Source organism: Paraburkholderia aspalathi, from assembly GCF_900116445.1.
Lineage (GTDB): Bacteria > Pseudomonadota > Gammaproteobacteria > Burkholderiales > Burkholderiaceae > Paraburkholderia > Paraburkholderia aspalathi.
The window spans coordinates 265138-282033 of sequence record NZ_FPBH01000001.1 but is presented as its reverse complement, the minus strand read 5'-3'; the positions used below and the strand labels follow the sequence as shown (position 1 = coordinate 282033).

Sequence of the window (16896 nt, the reverse complement as noted above, 5' to 3'; positions counted from 1 at the left end):
GCTATGCCGCCCTGTTCGAGATCGAAGCTGCTCATGCGTGGCAGGAGCACTCAGATTTGCCCCCCGCCCTCGATGTCCTGCATGAGCCACCTAACGACGTAGCGCGAACCATCGGACGTCAAGTGATCCCGGTCCGCGTACATAAACGCCCCGCCCTGCCGTGCGTAGCAATTCTGCGCGTCGCACAGAAGCGGAACCGGATTGAACACCTTCACGTCGGGAAACCTGGCCAGCACCGCTCGGATGCGCGTTTGCACGGCCCTCAGCCGCTTCTCCACTTTTGCGCGTGGGACCGCGCAGGGCGAGCGCACGGAAAATTGCACGGGGCGGCGTACGCAGGTGCTGGGATCGAAATCCAGCTCCGGCGTGTCGAGCACGAACACCACGTGCTTACCCGCAGCGGTAAGCCGGCCCAAGGTGCGTTCAAGACCGGCGAGATAGACGTCCAGGTTGCTCTCTTCGTCACGCTGGCCCAGCGTCGGATTCGCCCGACCGCCGCCCGCAGCCACGAGACGGATATAGCCACCCTGACCGTAGTCGAAGCCGCCCGTGATCGACGAAATGGCGTAGCTCGACAGCACCACCGAACGGATGTCGGACGATTTCACGACGTAATCGAGCACGCCGCCGAACAGCGCCGCGCAATGCTTGACGTGCTCGCCAAGGTAAATGTCAACGCCGGAAAACGGCGGACAGTTGCCGCTACCGACCGCAAACAGCCCAATCCCGTTGGATGCCAATGCCGGCCGCAGCCCTTCGTACAAGTGATTGGCGTGACTGTCGCCGAGCAGCGCCACCTCGGGACGTTCGTTGGGCGCGGGAATGACGCAGAATTCCGAACCCGGGAAGGTCTTCTTGCATGTGTCAGTGAGTACCCAGTGTTGCTGATGCGCGCCGAAGCTCGCGTCGGGAAAACGGTCCGGCAAGCCGTTATCGCTCGAAATCGCGTAGCTGGACAGGCCAACGCCCGTCATCATCGCGACTAGCACGCTCGCAGCACGCACAGGGTGGCACCGCACCGTGCGGCTGAAGCGCGCGGGCGTCTCGATAAAGCTGAGTGTGATGGAAGACAACGCAAAAGCGACGACGATGGCGGCGACCAACATCGTCGCCGTTGGCGTGCCGCCACTCAAAAGATGCAGAAAGACCAGTATCGGCCAATGCCAGAGATAAAGCGGGTAGCTGATGAGTCCGATGTAGACCAACGGCTTAAGGGCAAGCACCCGGCGGTTGAACCAGGCCGCCGGGCCTGCGGAAATGATGAGCGTGGCGCCGCCGGCGGGTAGTGCCGCCCGCCAGCCCGGAAACACAATCTTCGGATCGAACAACGCAAGGCTGACGGCAATGAGGGCGACGCCTGCAAACGAGGCGAAATCGCGCAGCGTCAAGCGCCATGCCAACGCCGTATCCCTTGCAAGCGCGGTGCGGCGTTCGCCGGAATGAAACTCCACCCATGCAAGCGTGGAGCCAAACAGCAATTCCCAGAAACGCGTGACCGGCAGATAAAATGCCGCGATGGCGTGCGTACCGCTCAGGAAGATGCTGCTGGCAAGTGACAGCACGATGCCCGCGGCGATCGCAATTGTCGCCACGCGCCGACTCACGAATCGCCAGAGCAGAAAGAGCGCGATCGGCCAGACGATGTAGTACTGCTCCTCCACGCCGAGCGACCACAGATGCAGGAGCGCGCTTGTCGATGCCCCCTGCGAAAAGTAGTCTCGCGTCATATAAAAGTAGATGTTCGCGACGAACGCGACGCTCGCAAGTGCATCCGATGCGAGCTGCTTGAGTTCACCCGACGCCATCAGCACGATGCCAGCCGCGAGACTGGTGACCATCACGGTGATGAGAGCCGGGTAGATGCGCTTGATACGCCGCGCGTAGAAGTCAATGAGGCTGAAGCGTCCCTGATCGAGCGTCTCGATGATGTGCTGCGAAATCAGGTAGCCGGAGATCGCAAAGAATATATCCACGCCGGCGAAGCCACCCGCCAGTGTCCCAGGGAACGCATGGAAAATGACCACTGAAATAACCGCGGCCGCGCGCAATCCATCAATGTCCGGCCGATAAGCCTGTACAGGCTTGCGCGATGTGACGCTCATCGATGTCTCCCCTCGAATGTCCGTGTGGCTGCGAGCCTGGCCAACGGCAAATCCGCTCGATGACGACGCGCGACGCAGCGCGCCGTTCAGGCTGCTGGTACATGGTATCGGCTCGCCATACGCGCACTGCTACCTACCCCACGCAAGCGCATACATCCCAAACGCTCTCGCACCCTGTGTGGCGCACCGCACATACGGGACACGATTCGCGAGCGCTCGATATGCGTGTATTTGCGTGTGCGGTAGGCAGCAGTGCTGCGTCTGCCAGACCAATACCATGCCTTCTACATGGTGGCTGGAATTGCTTGCGGCATCCGCAACTTTCAGCCAGAGGCCAGACAACGGCAGTTGGCCCCAGCATAGACACTGAGGACGGAAACACTGAGGATGGAAACCGTGAAAATAAGCCACGACAGAGGCCCCTCTGCCGGCAAGCAATCAAAAGTTTGCCTGATCTTCGCCACGCGGGGCCGCGCCGAGCTCCTTAAGCATGTCATCGCCTTCGTCGATCTGCAGACTGTCAAGCCGGATCTGATCATCGTCTCTTGCGTATCGGATGAGGATATTGGCGACCTTCCAAGCCAACCTGGCATGCTCGTCATCAAGGGGAAGCCTGGCAGTTCCGCGCAACGCAATACCGCATTGAACCATGTGCCGGAAGACTTCGACGTCGTGATCTTTCTGGACGATGATTTCCTGATGCACAGCACCTGGATTTCGGAAATCCTCAAGGTCCTGGATAGCGATCCCTCTATCGCCTGTGTTACCGGAACGGTACTCGCAGATGGCATCCATGGGCCGGGTTATTCGTTCGAAGAAGGACGAGCTATCCTGGCCGGGACGCGTGAAACCCCGGAAAGATTGATTGCAACTCCGGCCGGTGCTCCCTACGGGTGCAATATGGCGTTTCGAGCCCGCAGCATTGCAGGCCTCCGCTTTGATGAGCGCCTTGTTCTCTATGGCTGGCAGGAGGATCGTGATTTCGGAGGCCAGATATGGAATCTCGGCCGTCGTGTCGTTCGCGTTAATACCGCACTCGGAGTGCACCTGGGAGCCAAGCGTGGGAGGGTGTCTGGGCGCAAGCTAGGCTATTCACAGGTCATCAATCCACTCTATCTGGTGAGAAAGAAAACGATGCCTTTGCGCGTTGCGCTCGACCACGTTCTGCGAAATGTTGCCAGCAATATTGTACGAAGTATTGCACCGGAGCCTTGGGTCGATCGTCGCGGTCGTCTGAGCGGCAATCTGATCGGCCTCTGGGACTTCGTACGAGGAAGGCTGACACCTGAACGAGCGGCAAAGTTATGAAAACTATCGAACATAAGACGATAGCGTTAGATTGCAAGCCGGCATTCTTCCTGTACCAGCCGCGGATCGTCGAGTGATTGTTGAGTGCGCCGCACAAGCCGCCGCGCGGGGTTAAAAGGCCAGGCGCACTCTCCCACGCGGCTCTTCGCCAGAACCCTACCCGCGGCGTTTCGGCTGCGTCACAAATTCAACAGGCTCTACGTCGACAGGTTCTACTACGTTACGACTGGGCCAGACATAGGCAGAAGAGGCAACCCGTCCCTGACGCCTGAATACGCGTCTTGACGCAAGCGGCGAGAGTGCCCCCGCTGCGGCCGCAAACAGGTAGAAACACGAACCCAGCTCAAACACCCCAGCCGAAGTCGAAGCGACGATCAATGCCGAGATCATGCTATGCCGAGCCGCGTAGCAGACGGCGCGTTCCGTGATTGGGTAATGGGCTGGCATCGGCGAGAGCAGAGACTTGCCAACGAACATCCCATAGCAGACCGCACCCACGATACCCAGACTCCCCAGCAGTACCACCAGGAAGCTCGATGCGCGAATGCTGCCCAATCCGACGCCTATCCCATAGGTATCGAAGAAATTGGTCATGCCCTGAGTGTTCCAACTCATTCGTTCAACGCCGGATGAGCTACCAGCTTTGCTCAATATCGCCGCGTCGACGAATTGCCCGAGCGTATCCACCACTCCCGGCAGGAAGAGTATGACGTAGAGCACACCCAGCACGCCCATGCAAGCAGAGATGATCCACATGCGATGCTTGCGCACAGCAGCGTCACGCGCGACAAGATGCGGCCTGCTGAACACCAATACGACCAGATACCCAGCCATCCCGACATAGGCGCTTCCCGAAGTGGACAGCAGCATCAGTGCACCCGTCGCGACAGCAAGTGCGCCGGCCAGTTTCGGACGCCACCCGACCAGCCATAGATTCAGGCAAAAGACAAAGAGCGGCAGCGTGAAGGTTGAGAACGCGGAAGTCTCGCTGAACGTGCCGCTGATGCGCACCAGTCCACCCAATTCCTCGCCGCTCAGATCGGCGAACTGTGCTGTCTTGACGAGCGAAAGAACATCAATGCCGACAATGTGCGAAACGGCATCGATCACGCCTGCGAGCACGTCGAGCAGAGTGAGCAGGAAGATCGCGTTCGCGAAGGTCCTGTACGCGCCACGACATTTCAGAAATGCATACATGCAGCAATACACCACGACATCGCCAATGCAATACACCACCTGAGACAGATTGCCCGAGACTGGGCGGAGCGGCTGTAGCAGTATCAAGTCGGTACTGCGATCGACGGGAAACACGAACGTCGTACCGAGTAACAGGCGCGGCAGCAGGATGGCGCCCACACTTGCCCACAGGCAGTTGCAGAGCAGCCAGAAACCCGGCTTGTCCATCGAGAACGCATCGCCAAGCTTCTTCCCGCCGACAAGATTGAAAGCCCTCAAGGCGAAGAATGCGAGAAAGAGTTGTGGCGGCAAGATGCCGATACCGCCCAATCCCAACGCGAGCGCACAACCGAACAGCGAGTAGACAGCCATTCCGTAAATCACGGCGCGATGCGACGTGTAGAGCGCCACCATTCCGGTGACGAACACAATGATCCCGAATATCGTCAGTTCCACTTGCTTGAACCCCTATCCGTCCGCCGCACGCTCATGCGCGAACGATCTTGTTGCTGCGCCGTCTCATGCGGAGCGTCGGTACTGGAGCGCCGGCGGTGTATCGGCAAACCCTTTGTTGTCATGCATCGCGCGTTCCACGACATCCATGAATTCGTGTTTGAAACGTTCCGCCGTAAAGCGCAAGGCATTGCGGCGGCAGACTTCCCCACGAAACAGCGGGCGCGCTTCGAAACGCTCCACCGCATCGACGATGGACGCCACATTCTGCTCATCGAAGAAAAGCCCCGTGCCGCGCTCCGGATCCGCCGAATCGACGACGATCTCCCGCACACCTCCACGGCCCAACGCGATGACCGGGGTGCCGCAGGCCTGTGCTTCGACTACCGAAATGCCGAAGTCCTCTTCCGCGGCGAAGACGAAGGCGCGCGCGCGTTGCATGTAGTCCACCAGCACCGCATCGGGCTGATAACCGAGCAGCGTTACGTTAGGCGTCGCGCATGCTTTGGCGCGCGCGAAATCGGGGCCGTCACCGATCACCACGAGACGCCGCGAGGGCATCGCCGCAAAAGCCTCGACGATGAGCGGAATCCGCTTGTAAGGCACCATGCGCGAGGCAATCAGATAGAAGTCCTCATGCTGCGTGCCAAGCTCGAACCGCTCGACATCGACAGGTGGATAGACAACGGTGGCGTCACTACCATAGGCCTTCCGGATGCGTCTTCCGACGAAGGCCGAATTGGCGACGAAAGCGTCCACACCATGTGCGGTGCGATGGTCCCAGATACGCATGTAATGAAGCAGCAGACGCACGATCCAGCTCTTCATGCCGTGCTGCATGCCGGCTTCGGCCAGATATTGATGCTGGAGATCCCACGCATAGCGAATCGGCGAATGCACATAGCTCACGTGCACCTGATGCGGCCCGGTCAGCACGCCTTTGGCCACAGCATGGCTCGACGAAATCACGAGATCGTAGGCCGATAGATCGAACTGCTCGATCGCCAGCGGCATAAGCGGAAGGTAGCTGCGGAACGATTTGCGCGCCCGCGGCAAATGTTGAATGAACGAAGTATGGGCGCGTTTTCCGCCCAGCACGCCCCGCTGCGACTCCGGAAAGAAATCGACGATACTGTAGAGATCGGCATGGGGAAACAATTGAAGAATCTGTTCCACCACCTTTTCCGAACCCGCATACGCAGCGAGCCAGTCATGCACGAGGGCTACCCGGCCGAAGCGACGTGTGTCGTTTGCAAGGGTTGCGGCAAGCGTTACATTAGCCACGGCGATATCTCCTCGATCAGCTTGACTGCGGTGGCACGCCAGGTCAGTTCCGCAGTACGCGCACGGCCCCGCTCGCGCAGACTCGCACGCAGCGCGGCGTCGCTGGTGATCTGTTCAAGCAGGTGCGCTAGTTCCGCGGGATCATCCGGCGAGGTGTAGAGCACGGCATCGCCACACGCTTCCAGCACGGCCGGCAACCTCGAAGCAATGACAGGACAGCCGAGAGCCAGCGCCTCGACCGGCGGCAGCCCGAAGCCCTCATAACGTGACGGATACACGAAACACGCCGCGCGCCGGTACAGCGCCGCCAACTCGCCGTCGCTCACGTAACCGAGGTGTTTCACGAACGCGGGCAACGCATCCCGGCCCGCTCCGTACACCCTCGAATCCCCGCCGCCCACCACCACGATGTCGAACTGCGCATCGTTGATGAGGTGCGCGGCCTCGGCCACGAGACGGAAATTTTTGTGCCGGTTGAGGCTTCCCACCGCCAGCACGAATGGACGTCCGTTCAGCGTGGACTCCACTGCGCCTTGATCCTGTTGCACACGCAACATGTGCTCTCCGCTCTCCGGCACGACACCAATCTTGCCGGCAGGAATCCGGTAAGCGTCGCACAACTCGCGCCGCGAGAATTCCGACACGGTGAGCACGCGCTGCGATACCCGGCCGATGCGTGGTGCCATCAGGCGGTACCAGGCGACAAAGGAACGGCTGTAACTGTCGGGCACGCGTGCGGGCGCCGCGTCGTGCAGCACCGTCACCTGACGGCCGTACATCAGCGGCCCGGAGTTGCAGAGATTGAGCAACAGGCGGCCCGATGCCGCCTGTGGTAACGCGAGTTGTTCCCAGCGCAGGCCGCCGCCTTTTCCGCTCCCCCGCAGCCCGACGTGCCGAAACGGATTGACCATGCCGGCCAGTGCTTCGGGTACGACGATTTCGGTCCTCAGTCCGGCGACGAGCGGATCGTCCAGTTCGATCAACTGATCGAGCGCTCGAATGGTCTCGAATGCGAAGCGATCGACGCCCGTCGCGCGGCGCCCCAGAAAACGGCCATTGATTACCAGATTCGGAGTATGCAGGGGTTTCATCGGCGGGTTCCGGGGCATCGCTCAAGGTACGTCGTTACGCGTGCGCAAAGTCACCGCGGCACACAACCAGATTCGACAGACCGCGTCATACAGGTCATATGGCCCAGAGTGTGACCGACCCGCAGCCAGAAAAATGTTCGCCGTCGCTCATGCAACGCCAGTTTTCACACCGGGCCCCGTTCGCCGGCAATCGCATAGGTGAACCGGAACGCCCGCGCGTACAAAAACGCAGCCCGCCGCGGCGGGCCGGGCGGGCCAGGATATCCCTTTGCCTCGGAGACCCACACCTTCGCGCAGCATGTCACGTCCTATCCGTTCGCCGTCGCACACACGAAGGACGCAACAACGTATCAAGATGATCTTTGAATGCGTCTCCAACAGAGGCCAAACCATCGAGATGCCGGCATCGCGCAACGCGCACGGAGCCGGCAGCCCTCTCACACAAGGAATCCGCCGTGAAGCATCCCGTAGCAACCACCCGTGTCCTGCCCGCCAACACAGCCGTCTCGTCCGGTTCGCGATCCGCGAACCGGACGAAAACATACCGGTGGTTCGGCACACGCGCCGCCGAAAGCGTCGCAGCAGGCATCTGCGTGCTCGCGTGCGTATCGACGGTGCAAGCCAGCGATGCTGTGCGAGCCATGCCTGCCGACACCTTCATCGAGACACTCGCTGTCATTACCCACGTCAACTATACCGATGGCGCCTATGTCAACGTACGTAACGTCGCCGACGATCTGGCATGGCTCGGCATCCATCACGTGCGCGACTATGCGCCCGGCAGCAGTCCGCCGTTTTCAAGCTATGTCTATCTCGCGCAACACGGCGTCAAATTCAACTTCCTGACGGGCTCGAACTTTGCGGAGTCAATCGGACAGGCTGCGAAATTGAACGTCACAGTGCCTGGCAGTGTCACGGCCATCGAAGGTTTCAACGAGATCAACAACTGGCCGATCCCCTATCACGGCCTCACGGGCACCGCTGCCGGGCTCGCCGTGCAGCGCGAGATCTACGCACGTGTACACGCCACGCCGGAACTCAAGGGCGTGCACGTCTACGATCTCACCGGCTACGACGAGAAGTCAGTCGAGACGCGCGCAGATTCCGCCGATTACGCGAATCAGCATGTCTACCCACAAAACGGCGAACAACCAACCTATAACGCGAACGGCGACAGGTGGATGGGCGCGGCCATTGATGCCGTCAAGAAGTTTCAGCTGCCGCTCGTCATCACCGAATTCGGCTACTTCTCGATGCCTCAGGCAGGCTGGTACATGCTCGGCGTCGACGAGCCGACCCAGGCCAAGGGTGTTCTCAACGGCTACATGGACGCGGCGGCGGCGGGCGTAAAACGGACCTTTGTCTACGAACTGCTCGACCAGAAACCCGATCCGCAGAACAAGAGCGGCGAAATGCACTACGGACTCTTTCGCAACGACAATAGTCCCAAACAGGTGGCCCACGCGATTCGCAATCTCACGTCGATACTGAACGCTGGCACGACACTGCGCGCGAACGGCACAACCGGCGCGGTGCGTGGCACCCTCGCTTATAGACTCTCCGAAATGCCGGTATCGGCGAACAGTTTGCTGCTGCGGAAAAAGGACGGTCGCTTCGTACTGGCGCTATGGAACGAAACGCCGATCTGGGACCGGGCGGCGGGGACACCGCTCACCAGCCCGCCTGCCTCTGTCGAACTTGACTTCGGCGTGAAAGCGAGCCGTGTTGACCTGTACGATCCGCTCGTTTCGGCGGCGCCGCTCGCCAGCCATCGCGATTTGCGCCAACTCACCGTGAACGTACCTGACCACGTCATTCTGCTCGAAGTCACACTCGCGGACACGCCGGGAACCTGAACGCGTTCGCCAGCGCCTGACCGCTATCCCGAGGCTGCCGATTCGAGCGACGAGCCACGGGTGTACGGGCGTATCGCCCCGTACGGCGTCCGTCCGCGAATCAGCTCCACTAGTTGCTGAATCGCGTACCGACACACATACTGCGCGCTCGCGCCCCCTTGCAATGTCAGGCCTCAGTTCCCTTGGCGGGTACTCCGGTGGTGTAGCTGGAATATCCGTAGGCGGCGTACGCTTTCCCGTAGCGACCTGGTCTCGACATCGCGTCGTTGAAAATGACACCGCGAATCGGCACACCGATCTGCTCGAACCTGCGCGTCGACTCGCGCAGTTCCTCCACCGTTGTCACGCCGTGTCGTGCAATCACGAACACCATTCCCGCAATCGAAGCCACAATGCCTGAATCGGCAACCGGCAGAATAGGCGGCGCGTCGATCAGGACCACGTCGTATTCGCTGTCTACCTGCTGGGCGAACGCGAGGAAGTTCCGATGCTTGAGAATTTCGCTTGCGTTCTGTATGTATCCTCCGTTCGCGATGAAATCGACACCTGGCAGAATGCCGCGGTGTACAGCATCTTCGAACGTCTTGTCACGCGTCACGATATTGGTAATGCCAGGGCTGCATGGAACTCCAAGATATTGGTGCAACGTGCCCCTTCTCAGATCAGCATCGACCAGCAGCACACGTTGCCCCGACGCCCCGATCAACGCCGCGAGATTAACCGAGACGAATGACTTGCCCACGATGGGCGTCGGCCCGGCGAGCAAGACAATCCGGTTAGGTGCGTCGACGAGAGCAAACTCAAGCGCGCTTCTGAAGCTTCGCAGACTTTCGATCGCTGCATCGCCCGCCGCTGCGTGCGCCAGCACAAGATTTGAATCGGTGTTGCGTAGAAGACTACGGGCCAGCGTTTCCTGTACTCTGCTGCGAGGAATCGTCGCGTACACGGACAGCCCGGTGCCGGTTTCAATTTCGTTCTGAATGGTGACGCCGTCAAAGAGCCTTCGCTTGAGCAATACCAACACGACGCTCGCGAACAGGCCCGCCATCAAGGCTCCGATAATCGCAAGCACGCGTTTCGGCCGAATCGGACTATCCGGCACGATAGCGGTATCTACCAATCGCACATTCGACACCTTCCCCGCTTTGAGAAGACGCAGTTGCTCACGGGTGTTCAAGAGGTTCGTGTAGATGGAGGTATCCACCTGAACCTCTCTCTGCAGCCGCAGCAGGCTCTGCTCCATCGGCGGCAGTTGCTTGGTCACGGAAGCAATGCCTCCAACCTCCCTCTGAGCCTCGCTTAATTGGTCGTTGACGGCGATCACTGCCGGGTTTTCCGATGTGTACCGCGCGAGAAGCAACGCTCGCTGCTGCTCAAGGTCGGCGACCTTGCTTTTCGCCTGGGTCGACCGTTGCAGAAGCGCGGCTGCTTCCGCGCTAAGATCCACTGTCCCGTTCTTCGCCCGAAATGCGTTGAACTCGCTTTCCGCGACCTCCAGTTTGGACTTCAGTTCAGGCAATTGAGCATCGAGAAATGTGATCGACTTCTGTGCCTCTTCCTGAGTACGCAAGACATTTTGCCGAACATACGCCGCACCGATCGCATCGAGAATAGCGCTGATCTTTTTCGGATCGGTGCCCTCCAGAGCTACGCCGATCACATCAGATTCCTTACCTTTCTCCGAAATCAACAAGCCCGATTGCACACGCTGAATCGCAGCAAGCTCCGAAGTCCGAACAAGTTCAAAACCGACGCCCGGCTTTCCGACGATCTGGTCCACGAGGAGATCAACTGGCCCTTCGGCCGTTTCAGCGTGCAACAGTTCACCGACGCGCCCGGGCAACTCGATGCTTTTGTACTTCAGCAAATAGTTGCCGTTCTTGTGCAGTGTCAGGATAAATGTCACGCCTTGCAGTGCATCGGGCACATCGAATTTCGAAACGCTGATCCGCTCATAACCCCATGCATAGCCGCCCATGCCGGAGTGGGCCAGATCACTCAGGTGGCCAGCAATCCACCGGCCGACTACCGGAAAATACCGCGGCGTCGCGCTGAGGCTGAGTTGCGCACTGGTCACGGCTCCCGCGATCACCAGTCTGGAGCGCAACACCTCGATCTCGGCCGAAGCAGCCGTCTTGACAGCGAACATCGACTTCACGTCACCCAAGGCGTCCTTGGCAGCATTCGGATTCTCCTGAACCTGGATCAGAATATCGGCCTGATACACCGGCGCCGCGAGCAGTGCATAAGCCGCACCCATAAAAAGAAAGCACGCGGTGATCAGCGCGATCATGCCGCGGTTCTGATACAGGACGTCCAGAAAGACACCAAGATGGTCCGCCTGTTCGGGGACTACATCTATGGTATTAATTGACGGGTCATGGTAATTCATGTGCCTTCTCCCCTATTCCCAAACGTTCCGGCAACGCCTGCTTTCGCCATCGCTCTGCCGGATGCACTGCCGCCAGGCCAAACAGATTTTTGGTTCATTAGTAACCGATGGCCCGGCCAGCAGCTGCCGCCTGTGTACTTGGCACAATCAAACCGATCACGCGGCTCCACCTGACAAGTGCAGATGCATCGACAAACACCACGTCATTTGGCTTTAGCTCAAAGCCATCCGCAGTTGCCATCGCAGCCGGAGACCCGGCATTCAGGTGAAAGACCACCGGCTTACCCACGTCGCGCCCGCGCACGACAAAGACCTGCGACGCATCTCCCGAGGTTTGACTGATGCCGCCGGCGTCACCTAGCGCTTCGTTCAAACTCATTCGGCCGTTGTTGAACGTCAAACTCCCCGGACGTTGGACTTCGCCAAAAACGTACACTTTCGTGTCGGTCTGCGCGAAGACGCGCACCATATCGCCTCTGCGCAGTTCGATGTTGTCGGGGTTCACGCCCTTTGCAATCATGCCGGGGATATCAACATTCACGGTCTTGTCGCCACGCGTAATTGCGACCATCGACCTGTCCGCGGTAGGCGTAAATCCTCCGGCACGATTGATGGCTTCGGGCAAGGTCATCGGCATGTCGTTGAGAACCTGCACGCCGGGATTCCTGATTGCGCCGTCCAGATAGATCCGCTTGCTCCGATAAGTCTCAATCCGCAACGTCACCTGAGGTTGGCGCACGTAACGGCTGAGTTTTTGGGCCAGCAGATCACGCGCCTCCATTTCGGTGAGCGCTGCCACCTTGAGTGGACCGATATAGGCATACTGGATCATGCCACCCGAGTCGACTGTATAGCCCGAGGTCATCGAACCTGCGCTGTTCGCTTCAGGTCCGGCGGACGGCGAGGAGCCCGGCATATTCAGCTCAGGGTGATCCCATACGACAATGCTTAATATGTCGCCGGCCCCTAACGTGTATGGCGCTGGCTTCGCGAACAATTGCGTGACTTCGTCAGGCACCGCCTTCGAGCGTTCGGCGCGTTCCTTTTCAACCAGATCGTCGGTGATTTCGATCAGGCTGCCCGTGGGGACCGCATCCACACCCTTACCCGGGTGAGCGTCTGCCGTCGCGCGCACGCTGCTGCTGGCGAGACCGCTGCCCCCCTCCGCTTGTCCCGGACCAGACGTTCCGGATGGGGGACTGAATGACATCCCAGGTGACCATGCACACCCTGCCAGGCATACCGCCAGCGCAGCGCCGGTGACCGCAGTCCTGACCTGTTGTCGGCAGCTTGCAGCACGAGTTCGCCTGAATGAATCGTGCACCGGGTCTGCTCGCTCTTCAACCAATACATTTGACTCTTGCGCGTTCGTGGTCCTTTCCGAACCCAACTTGTTGCGTAACATCATCGCTACTCCCTCTGTCGCGCGTCCAACCTGATGCCCCCGTTGCAACGCGCACATCACTATGTAGAATTTTTTCTTACTTTTTGCTGGCGATACCCAGCCGCCCCACGCCGCCCGGCCTTATAGCCTTCGATCAACCCGTCACCTCCGATTCAGTACGCGCCACTCCCCTTGAAGACCACCTTGAAAGTCCTAAAAAGAATGGCGACGTCCCGGAGCAACGACCAGTTCTTCACATAGGCGACATCCAGGGACACCCGCGTCGCGTAGTCCGTCGTACTGCGGCCGCTGACCTGCCACAGGCCTGTTATGCCGGGTTTGGCCATCAGGTAGTACATGACGTTTGTTCCATAGCGCTCCAGTTCCTGGTCGATGATAGGGCGCGGTCCGACCAGGCTCATATCGCCGCGCATCACGTTCCATAACTGCGGCAACTCATCCAGACTGGTACGGCGTAGAAACCGGCCGATACGGGTGACCCGCACGTCGTTCTTGAGCTTGAAATCACGTTCCCACTCGGCACGCGCCTGCGGATCGTTTTCAATCAAGGTCTTGAGCACCTGGTCTGCGTTCACAACCATCGAACGGAACTTTAGGCAACGAAATTTCTTCCCTTTATGCCCCACACGGACGTGTCCGAACACGGCCGGGCCTCCATCGCTCAACACGACCGCCGCGAGCAAAACGAGGACCGGCAGCAGCGCGACTATCAACAACGCACTGACCACGACGTCAAAGCTGCGCTTGACGACCTTTCGTACGGCTCCAGCGCTGTCCAGGCCATATTCGCGGGGCGTCGTATCGATTTCGGCATCGAAGCCCGAAGTGCCGGCGAGCCGAAGTCCCGCGAAACGGGCAAGTTTGAATTCGCCGAAGATGAGCGTATGCGAGCCGAGCAGGGATATGCCGGTCGTGAGCGTCCAATAGAGGAACCACTGCAACGGCAACTGGTTCTCACGATGAATTGCATAGAGCAACCCAAGGCCGCAGAGCTGGACAGCGAGCCACGCGAATGCAGTGCGGCTCGCAAGGCCGAACACCGCCCGCGTACGCCGCGCAGGGTAGGTTCCGCAAGCCGGAAACACGGACAGAGCAAGGGCAGCAACGAACGCGACGAGCGACGGATCAAGCTCGTGTGGATGACCCACTTGCGGCAAGTTCAGGTGCAGCGCGCCAAACGCACCCAGTACGATCAGTGCGATGTCGGTCAATCGATGGACTAGTACTGACATTTCTGTTACCCCAGACCTTAACGTTCCCCGCGACGATCACTCCCGACTCATCGCCGCCCACGGCTGCCTGATTTCCGTCGAACCGGCCGTAGGACCAGCAACGGAAATCTCGCCTCCCGCATCGCTAGCGGCGGGACGCACTCTGTCGTCCGCGCCGATATATCTCTTCGACCGCCACCGTGTCGATCGCGAACGGCAGCCTGCCCAGGGTTTCGACTCGTCTACGCGCGCCCAGCGCGGAGGGAGTCTGCACCTTGGTCCGATGTGCATTTCGTGTCGCTTCACGTCACGGTCTTATCCACTTGATAAGCAGTACTTCAGTCCACAGCAATACGCTACGCCCTCGACCGGATACATTCCGTGCGGCATCACACCAATCAGGTTGTTTAGACGAAGTTCGCATTTTGGATGAGTAACATCATGAAAGCCGGCGGGCGACTTAAATCCAAAGCGCCGTGGCAGAAGCCTGGCGCTCGCCCAAAAAAAGGCGATGCGGGTAAACTATCCCTTAGTATTATTTTTATTAGTCATGCGAATTAATATTGTTTATATATAGCGAAAACACATTTCCCACTTCGCACCGTCGATTCTCTATATTTAGCGAGATCTCATAGAAATGCGCCGACGTCCGTTCGAAAACGCACAGCTAGCGCCTTTGCCACTTTCTTGCTAATCGCACGGCGCCCCGCGAGAATATCGCTGACCACCGTTGGCGAGGCGATATCCGCCAGGTCCTTTTGCTTGAGACCATGCGTTTCCAGCAGGTGGCGTAGCACTTCACGTGGTTCTGCACTGGGGAGAACCACATGACGAGTTTCCCAGCAGTCGATCAGAGCGGACAGAACGCCGAGCAGATCCACCAGCGGATTGCCCGTGTCACCCTGGGGATATTTCGTCAGGGCATTCGCGAGTTGCGTCATCTCCTCGTATTCCTGCTCGGTACGAATGGGTTTGATAGACACCTTGCTCTGCAACGCAGCCCAAGCTTCTGCGATGTCAGGGACCTGGCCCAAAAGGCGATCGGCATTCATATTCTTTGAATTCTCCTTTTGAGAAGATCGTATTCTTTCGGTGTTGGGTAATCCAGCCATGCCGTAACGCGACTCCCCCGCAGTGATGCCGTGCCGCTCTGTCATAACTCCATCTCCGCAAGTAACGGCAATTGCTATTGCTCATCTCTCAATTTATTTAGTAAGACGAATTTTTAACAATTCAAAATCACTTTTATCAATCCAACCCGTTTGGCGTGATCGGCGCACAGTGCTTGAAGATGTCGAGCCGATCGGATGGATCGGCATTTCGATATTTCTCGACTATCTGTTTGCGCACGCCTTCTGCTTCTGCTGACGCCATGAGCCAGTCGGCGGCAATCGTCACTTTCACGATGTCGCCCTACGCGCAGCAGTCCAACTCCACGAAACCGAGTTTAAAAGGAGTGTCGTCAGCAGTGCGTGCGCGCGGCCACACTCCGCAATCGAGAAACGGCCAAAAGTGCGTGCTCGTCGATCAGCCGCCAAGGTCTGACACTGTTCGCAGCCCCGGATAGCACGCCATGGTCACAGTCGAGCGAAACCAGCGCAGCATGTGGGCCGCAACCAGAACGTCAAATAACGGGGGCAACAAACGGATCGGGGGGCCTGCGCGCACAAGAGAGCACGGGCCGACGACCGGGAAGGTAGGCAGCGCCAGGCGGCGGAGACATTGGGGTTGCGCGCTCGCGCCACCAGGCGAATATGTAGTGAGCCCGAACGCTCGGAGGGGGGAGCCGGATCACGGCACCGAGGCAGCAACAGCCGCCGGAGACATAAGACAAGGCATCGCACCGCGCTCGACGCCGTGCGATGCCTTGAATACGCAGCGTTAACTGAGGGCGTAGCGAATCGCCTCTACGCCTGTATCAGTGCCGAGCAGACACAGATTCGCTCCGCGTTCTGCGAACAGGCCAACGGTCACGACGCCCGGCCATGCATTGATCTGTGCTTCGAGTGCACGCGGATCGGCGATCTTCAGACCTTTGATGTCGAGGATCTCGTTGCCGTTGTCCGTGATAAACGGTGCACCGTCCTTCGTCACGCGCAGGACCGGCACGCCGCCGAGCGCCGTCACGCGGCGGCCGATCGCGGTACGCGCCATCGGCACGACTTCGATCGGCAGCGGGAAGTTACCGAGCGTGTCGACCAGCTTGCTCGCATCGGCGATGCAGACGAATACGTCCGACACCGACGCGACGATCTTTTCGCGCGTCAGCGCGCCGCCGCCGCCCTTGATCATCGCGCCGCTGCGGTCGATCTCGTCGGCGCCGTCGACATACACCGGCAACGTTTCGATCTCGTTCAGATCGAGCACCTTGAAGCCGTGCGATTGCAAACGTGCGGTAGTGGCGAGCGAGCTCGACACCGCGCCACGATAGCGGGTCTTGCTGGCGGCCAGCGCGTCGATGAAACAGTTCGCGGTGGAGCCGGTGCCGACGCCGATCACGGAGCCTTCCGGCACGTTGGCGTTCACATAGTCAGCGGCGGCCTGGCCGACCAGTTGCTTGAGTTCGTCTTGGGTCATGGGGAATGCAGGCGAGCAGTAAAAACGACAAGTTTACCGGA

At 59.4% G+C, this 16896-nt stretch carries 12 protein-coding genes; 2 read left to right on the top strand and 10 right to left on the bottom strand.

The window, feature by feature from the left end; all coding sequences use genetic code 11:
- Positions 1-50 precede the first annotated feature (50 nt).
- On the bottom strand, positions 51-2102 hold the full coding sequence (locus BM438_RS01235) for an acyltransferase family protein (RefSeq protein ID WP_093632541.1): 2052 nt from the start codon (positions 2100-2102) through the stop codon (positions 51-53).
- A gap of 387 nt (positions 2103-2489) precedes the next feature.
- Here BM438_RS01235 and BM438_RS01230 point away from each other — a divergent pair, with 387 nt between their 5' ends.
- Positions 2490-3410, top strand: a complete 921-nt coding sequence (locus BM438_RS01230; protein ID WP_093632540.1) for a glycosyltransferase family 2 protein — start codon at positions 2490-2492, stop codon at positions 3408-3410.
- Between the two features lie 156 nt (positions 3411-3566).
- Here BM438_RS01230 and BM438_RS01225 read toward each other — a convergent pair whose 3' ends face one another.
- The 3 genes from BM438_RS01225 to BM438_RS01215 all read right to left on the bottom strand — a co-directional run bounded on the left by BM438_RS01225 (position 3567) and on the right by BM438_RS01215 (position 7414).
- Complete coding sequence (locus tag BM438_RS01225; RefSeq protein WP_244179211.1) at positions 3567-5042, bottom strand: hypothetical protein; 1476 nt, start codon at positions 5040-5042, stop codon at positions 3567-3569.
- 63 nt (positions 5043-5105) lie between these two features.
- Entirely contained in the window at positions 5106-6323 is a 1218-nt protein-coding gene (locus tag BM438_RS01220) for a glycosyltransferase family 4 protein (RefSeq protein ID WP_093632539.1), read from the bottom strand.
- Positions 6311-7414, bottom strand: coding sequence for a glycosyltransferase family 4 protein (locus BM438_RS01215; protein WP_054034696.1), 1104 nt, complete (start codon positions 7412-7414; stop codon positions 6311-6313). Before BM438_RS01215 ends, BM438_RS01220 begins: the two co-directional genes overlap by 13 nt.
- A gap of 455 nt (positions 7415-7869) precedes the next feature.
- On the opposite strand from BM438_RS01215, the gene BM438_RS01210 reads away from it, so the two are divergent.
- Entirely contained in the window at positions 7870-9270 is a 1401-nt protein-coding gene (locus tag BM438_RS01210) for a calcium-binding protein (RefSeq protein WP_093632538.1), read from the top strand.
- Between the two features lie 166 nt (positions 9271-9436).
- Here BM438_RS01210 and BM438_RS01205 read toward each other — a convergent pair whose 3' ends face one another.
- The 6 genes from BM438_RS01205 to rpiA form a co-directional block, all read right to left on the bottom strand.
- Positions 9437-11662 (bottom strand): GNVR domain-containing protein, encoded by a 2226-nt coding sequence (locus BM438_RS01205; protein ID WP_093632537.1) that lies wholly within the window; start codon positions 11660-11662, stop codon positions 9437-9439.
- 97 nt (positions 11663-11759) lie between these two features.
- Positions 11760-13070, bottom strand: coding sequence for a polysaccharide biosynthesis/export family protein (locus tag BM438_RS01200; RefSeq protein ID WP_244179210.1), 1311 nt, complete (start codon positions 13068-13070; stop codon positions 11760-11762).
- Positions 13071-13219: 149 nt separating this feature from the next.
- A complete protein-coding gene (locus BM438_RS01195) occupies positions 13220-14299 on the bottom strand; it encodes a sugar transferase (protein ID WP_093632536.1) in 1080 nt (359 codons plus the stop codon).
- A 608-nt stretch (positions 14300-14907) separates the two neighbouring features.
- Positions 14908-15330: a helix-turn-helix domain-containing protein gene (locus tag BM438_RS01190; RefSeq protein ID WP_093632535.1), complete on the bottom strand. Its 423-nt coding sequence runs from the start codon at positions 15328-15330 to the stop codon at positions 14908-14910.
- 196 nt (positions 15331-15526) lie between these two features.
- Complete coding sequence (locus tag BM438_RS45290; protein WP_167378278.1) at positions 15527-15682, bottom strand: hypothetical protein; 156 nt, start codon at positions 15680-15682, stop codon at positions 15527-15529.
- Positions 15683-16159: 477 nt separating this feature from the next.
- Positions 16160-16855 (bottom strand): ribose-5-phosphate isomerase RpiA, encoded by a 696-nt coding sequence (gene rpiA, locus BM438_RS01185; RefSeq protein ID WP_093632534.1) that lies wholly within the window; start codon positions 16853-16855, stop codon positions 16160-16162.
- Between the last annotated feature and the right edge of the window lie 41 nt (positions 16856-16896).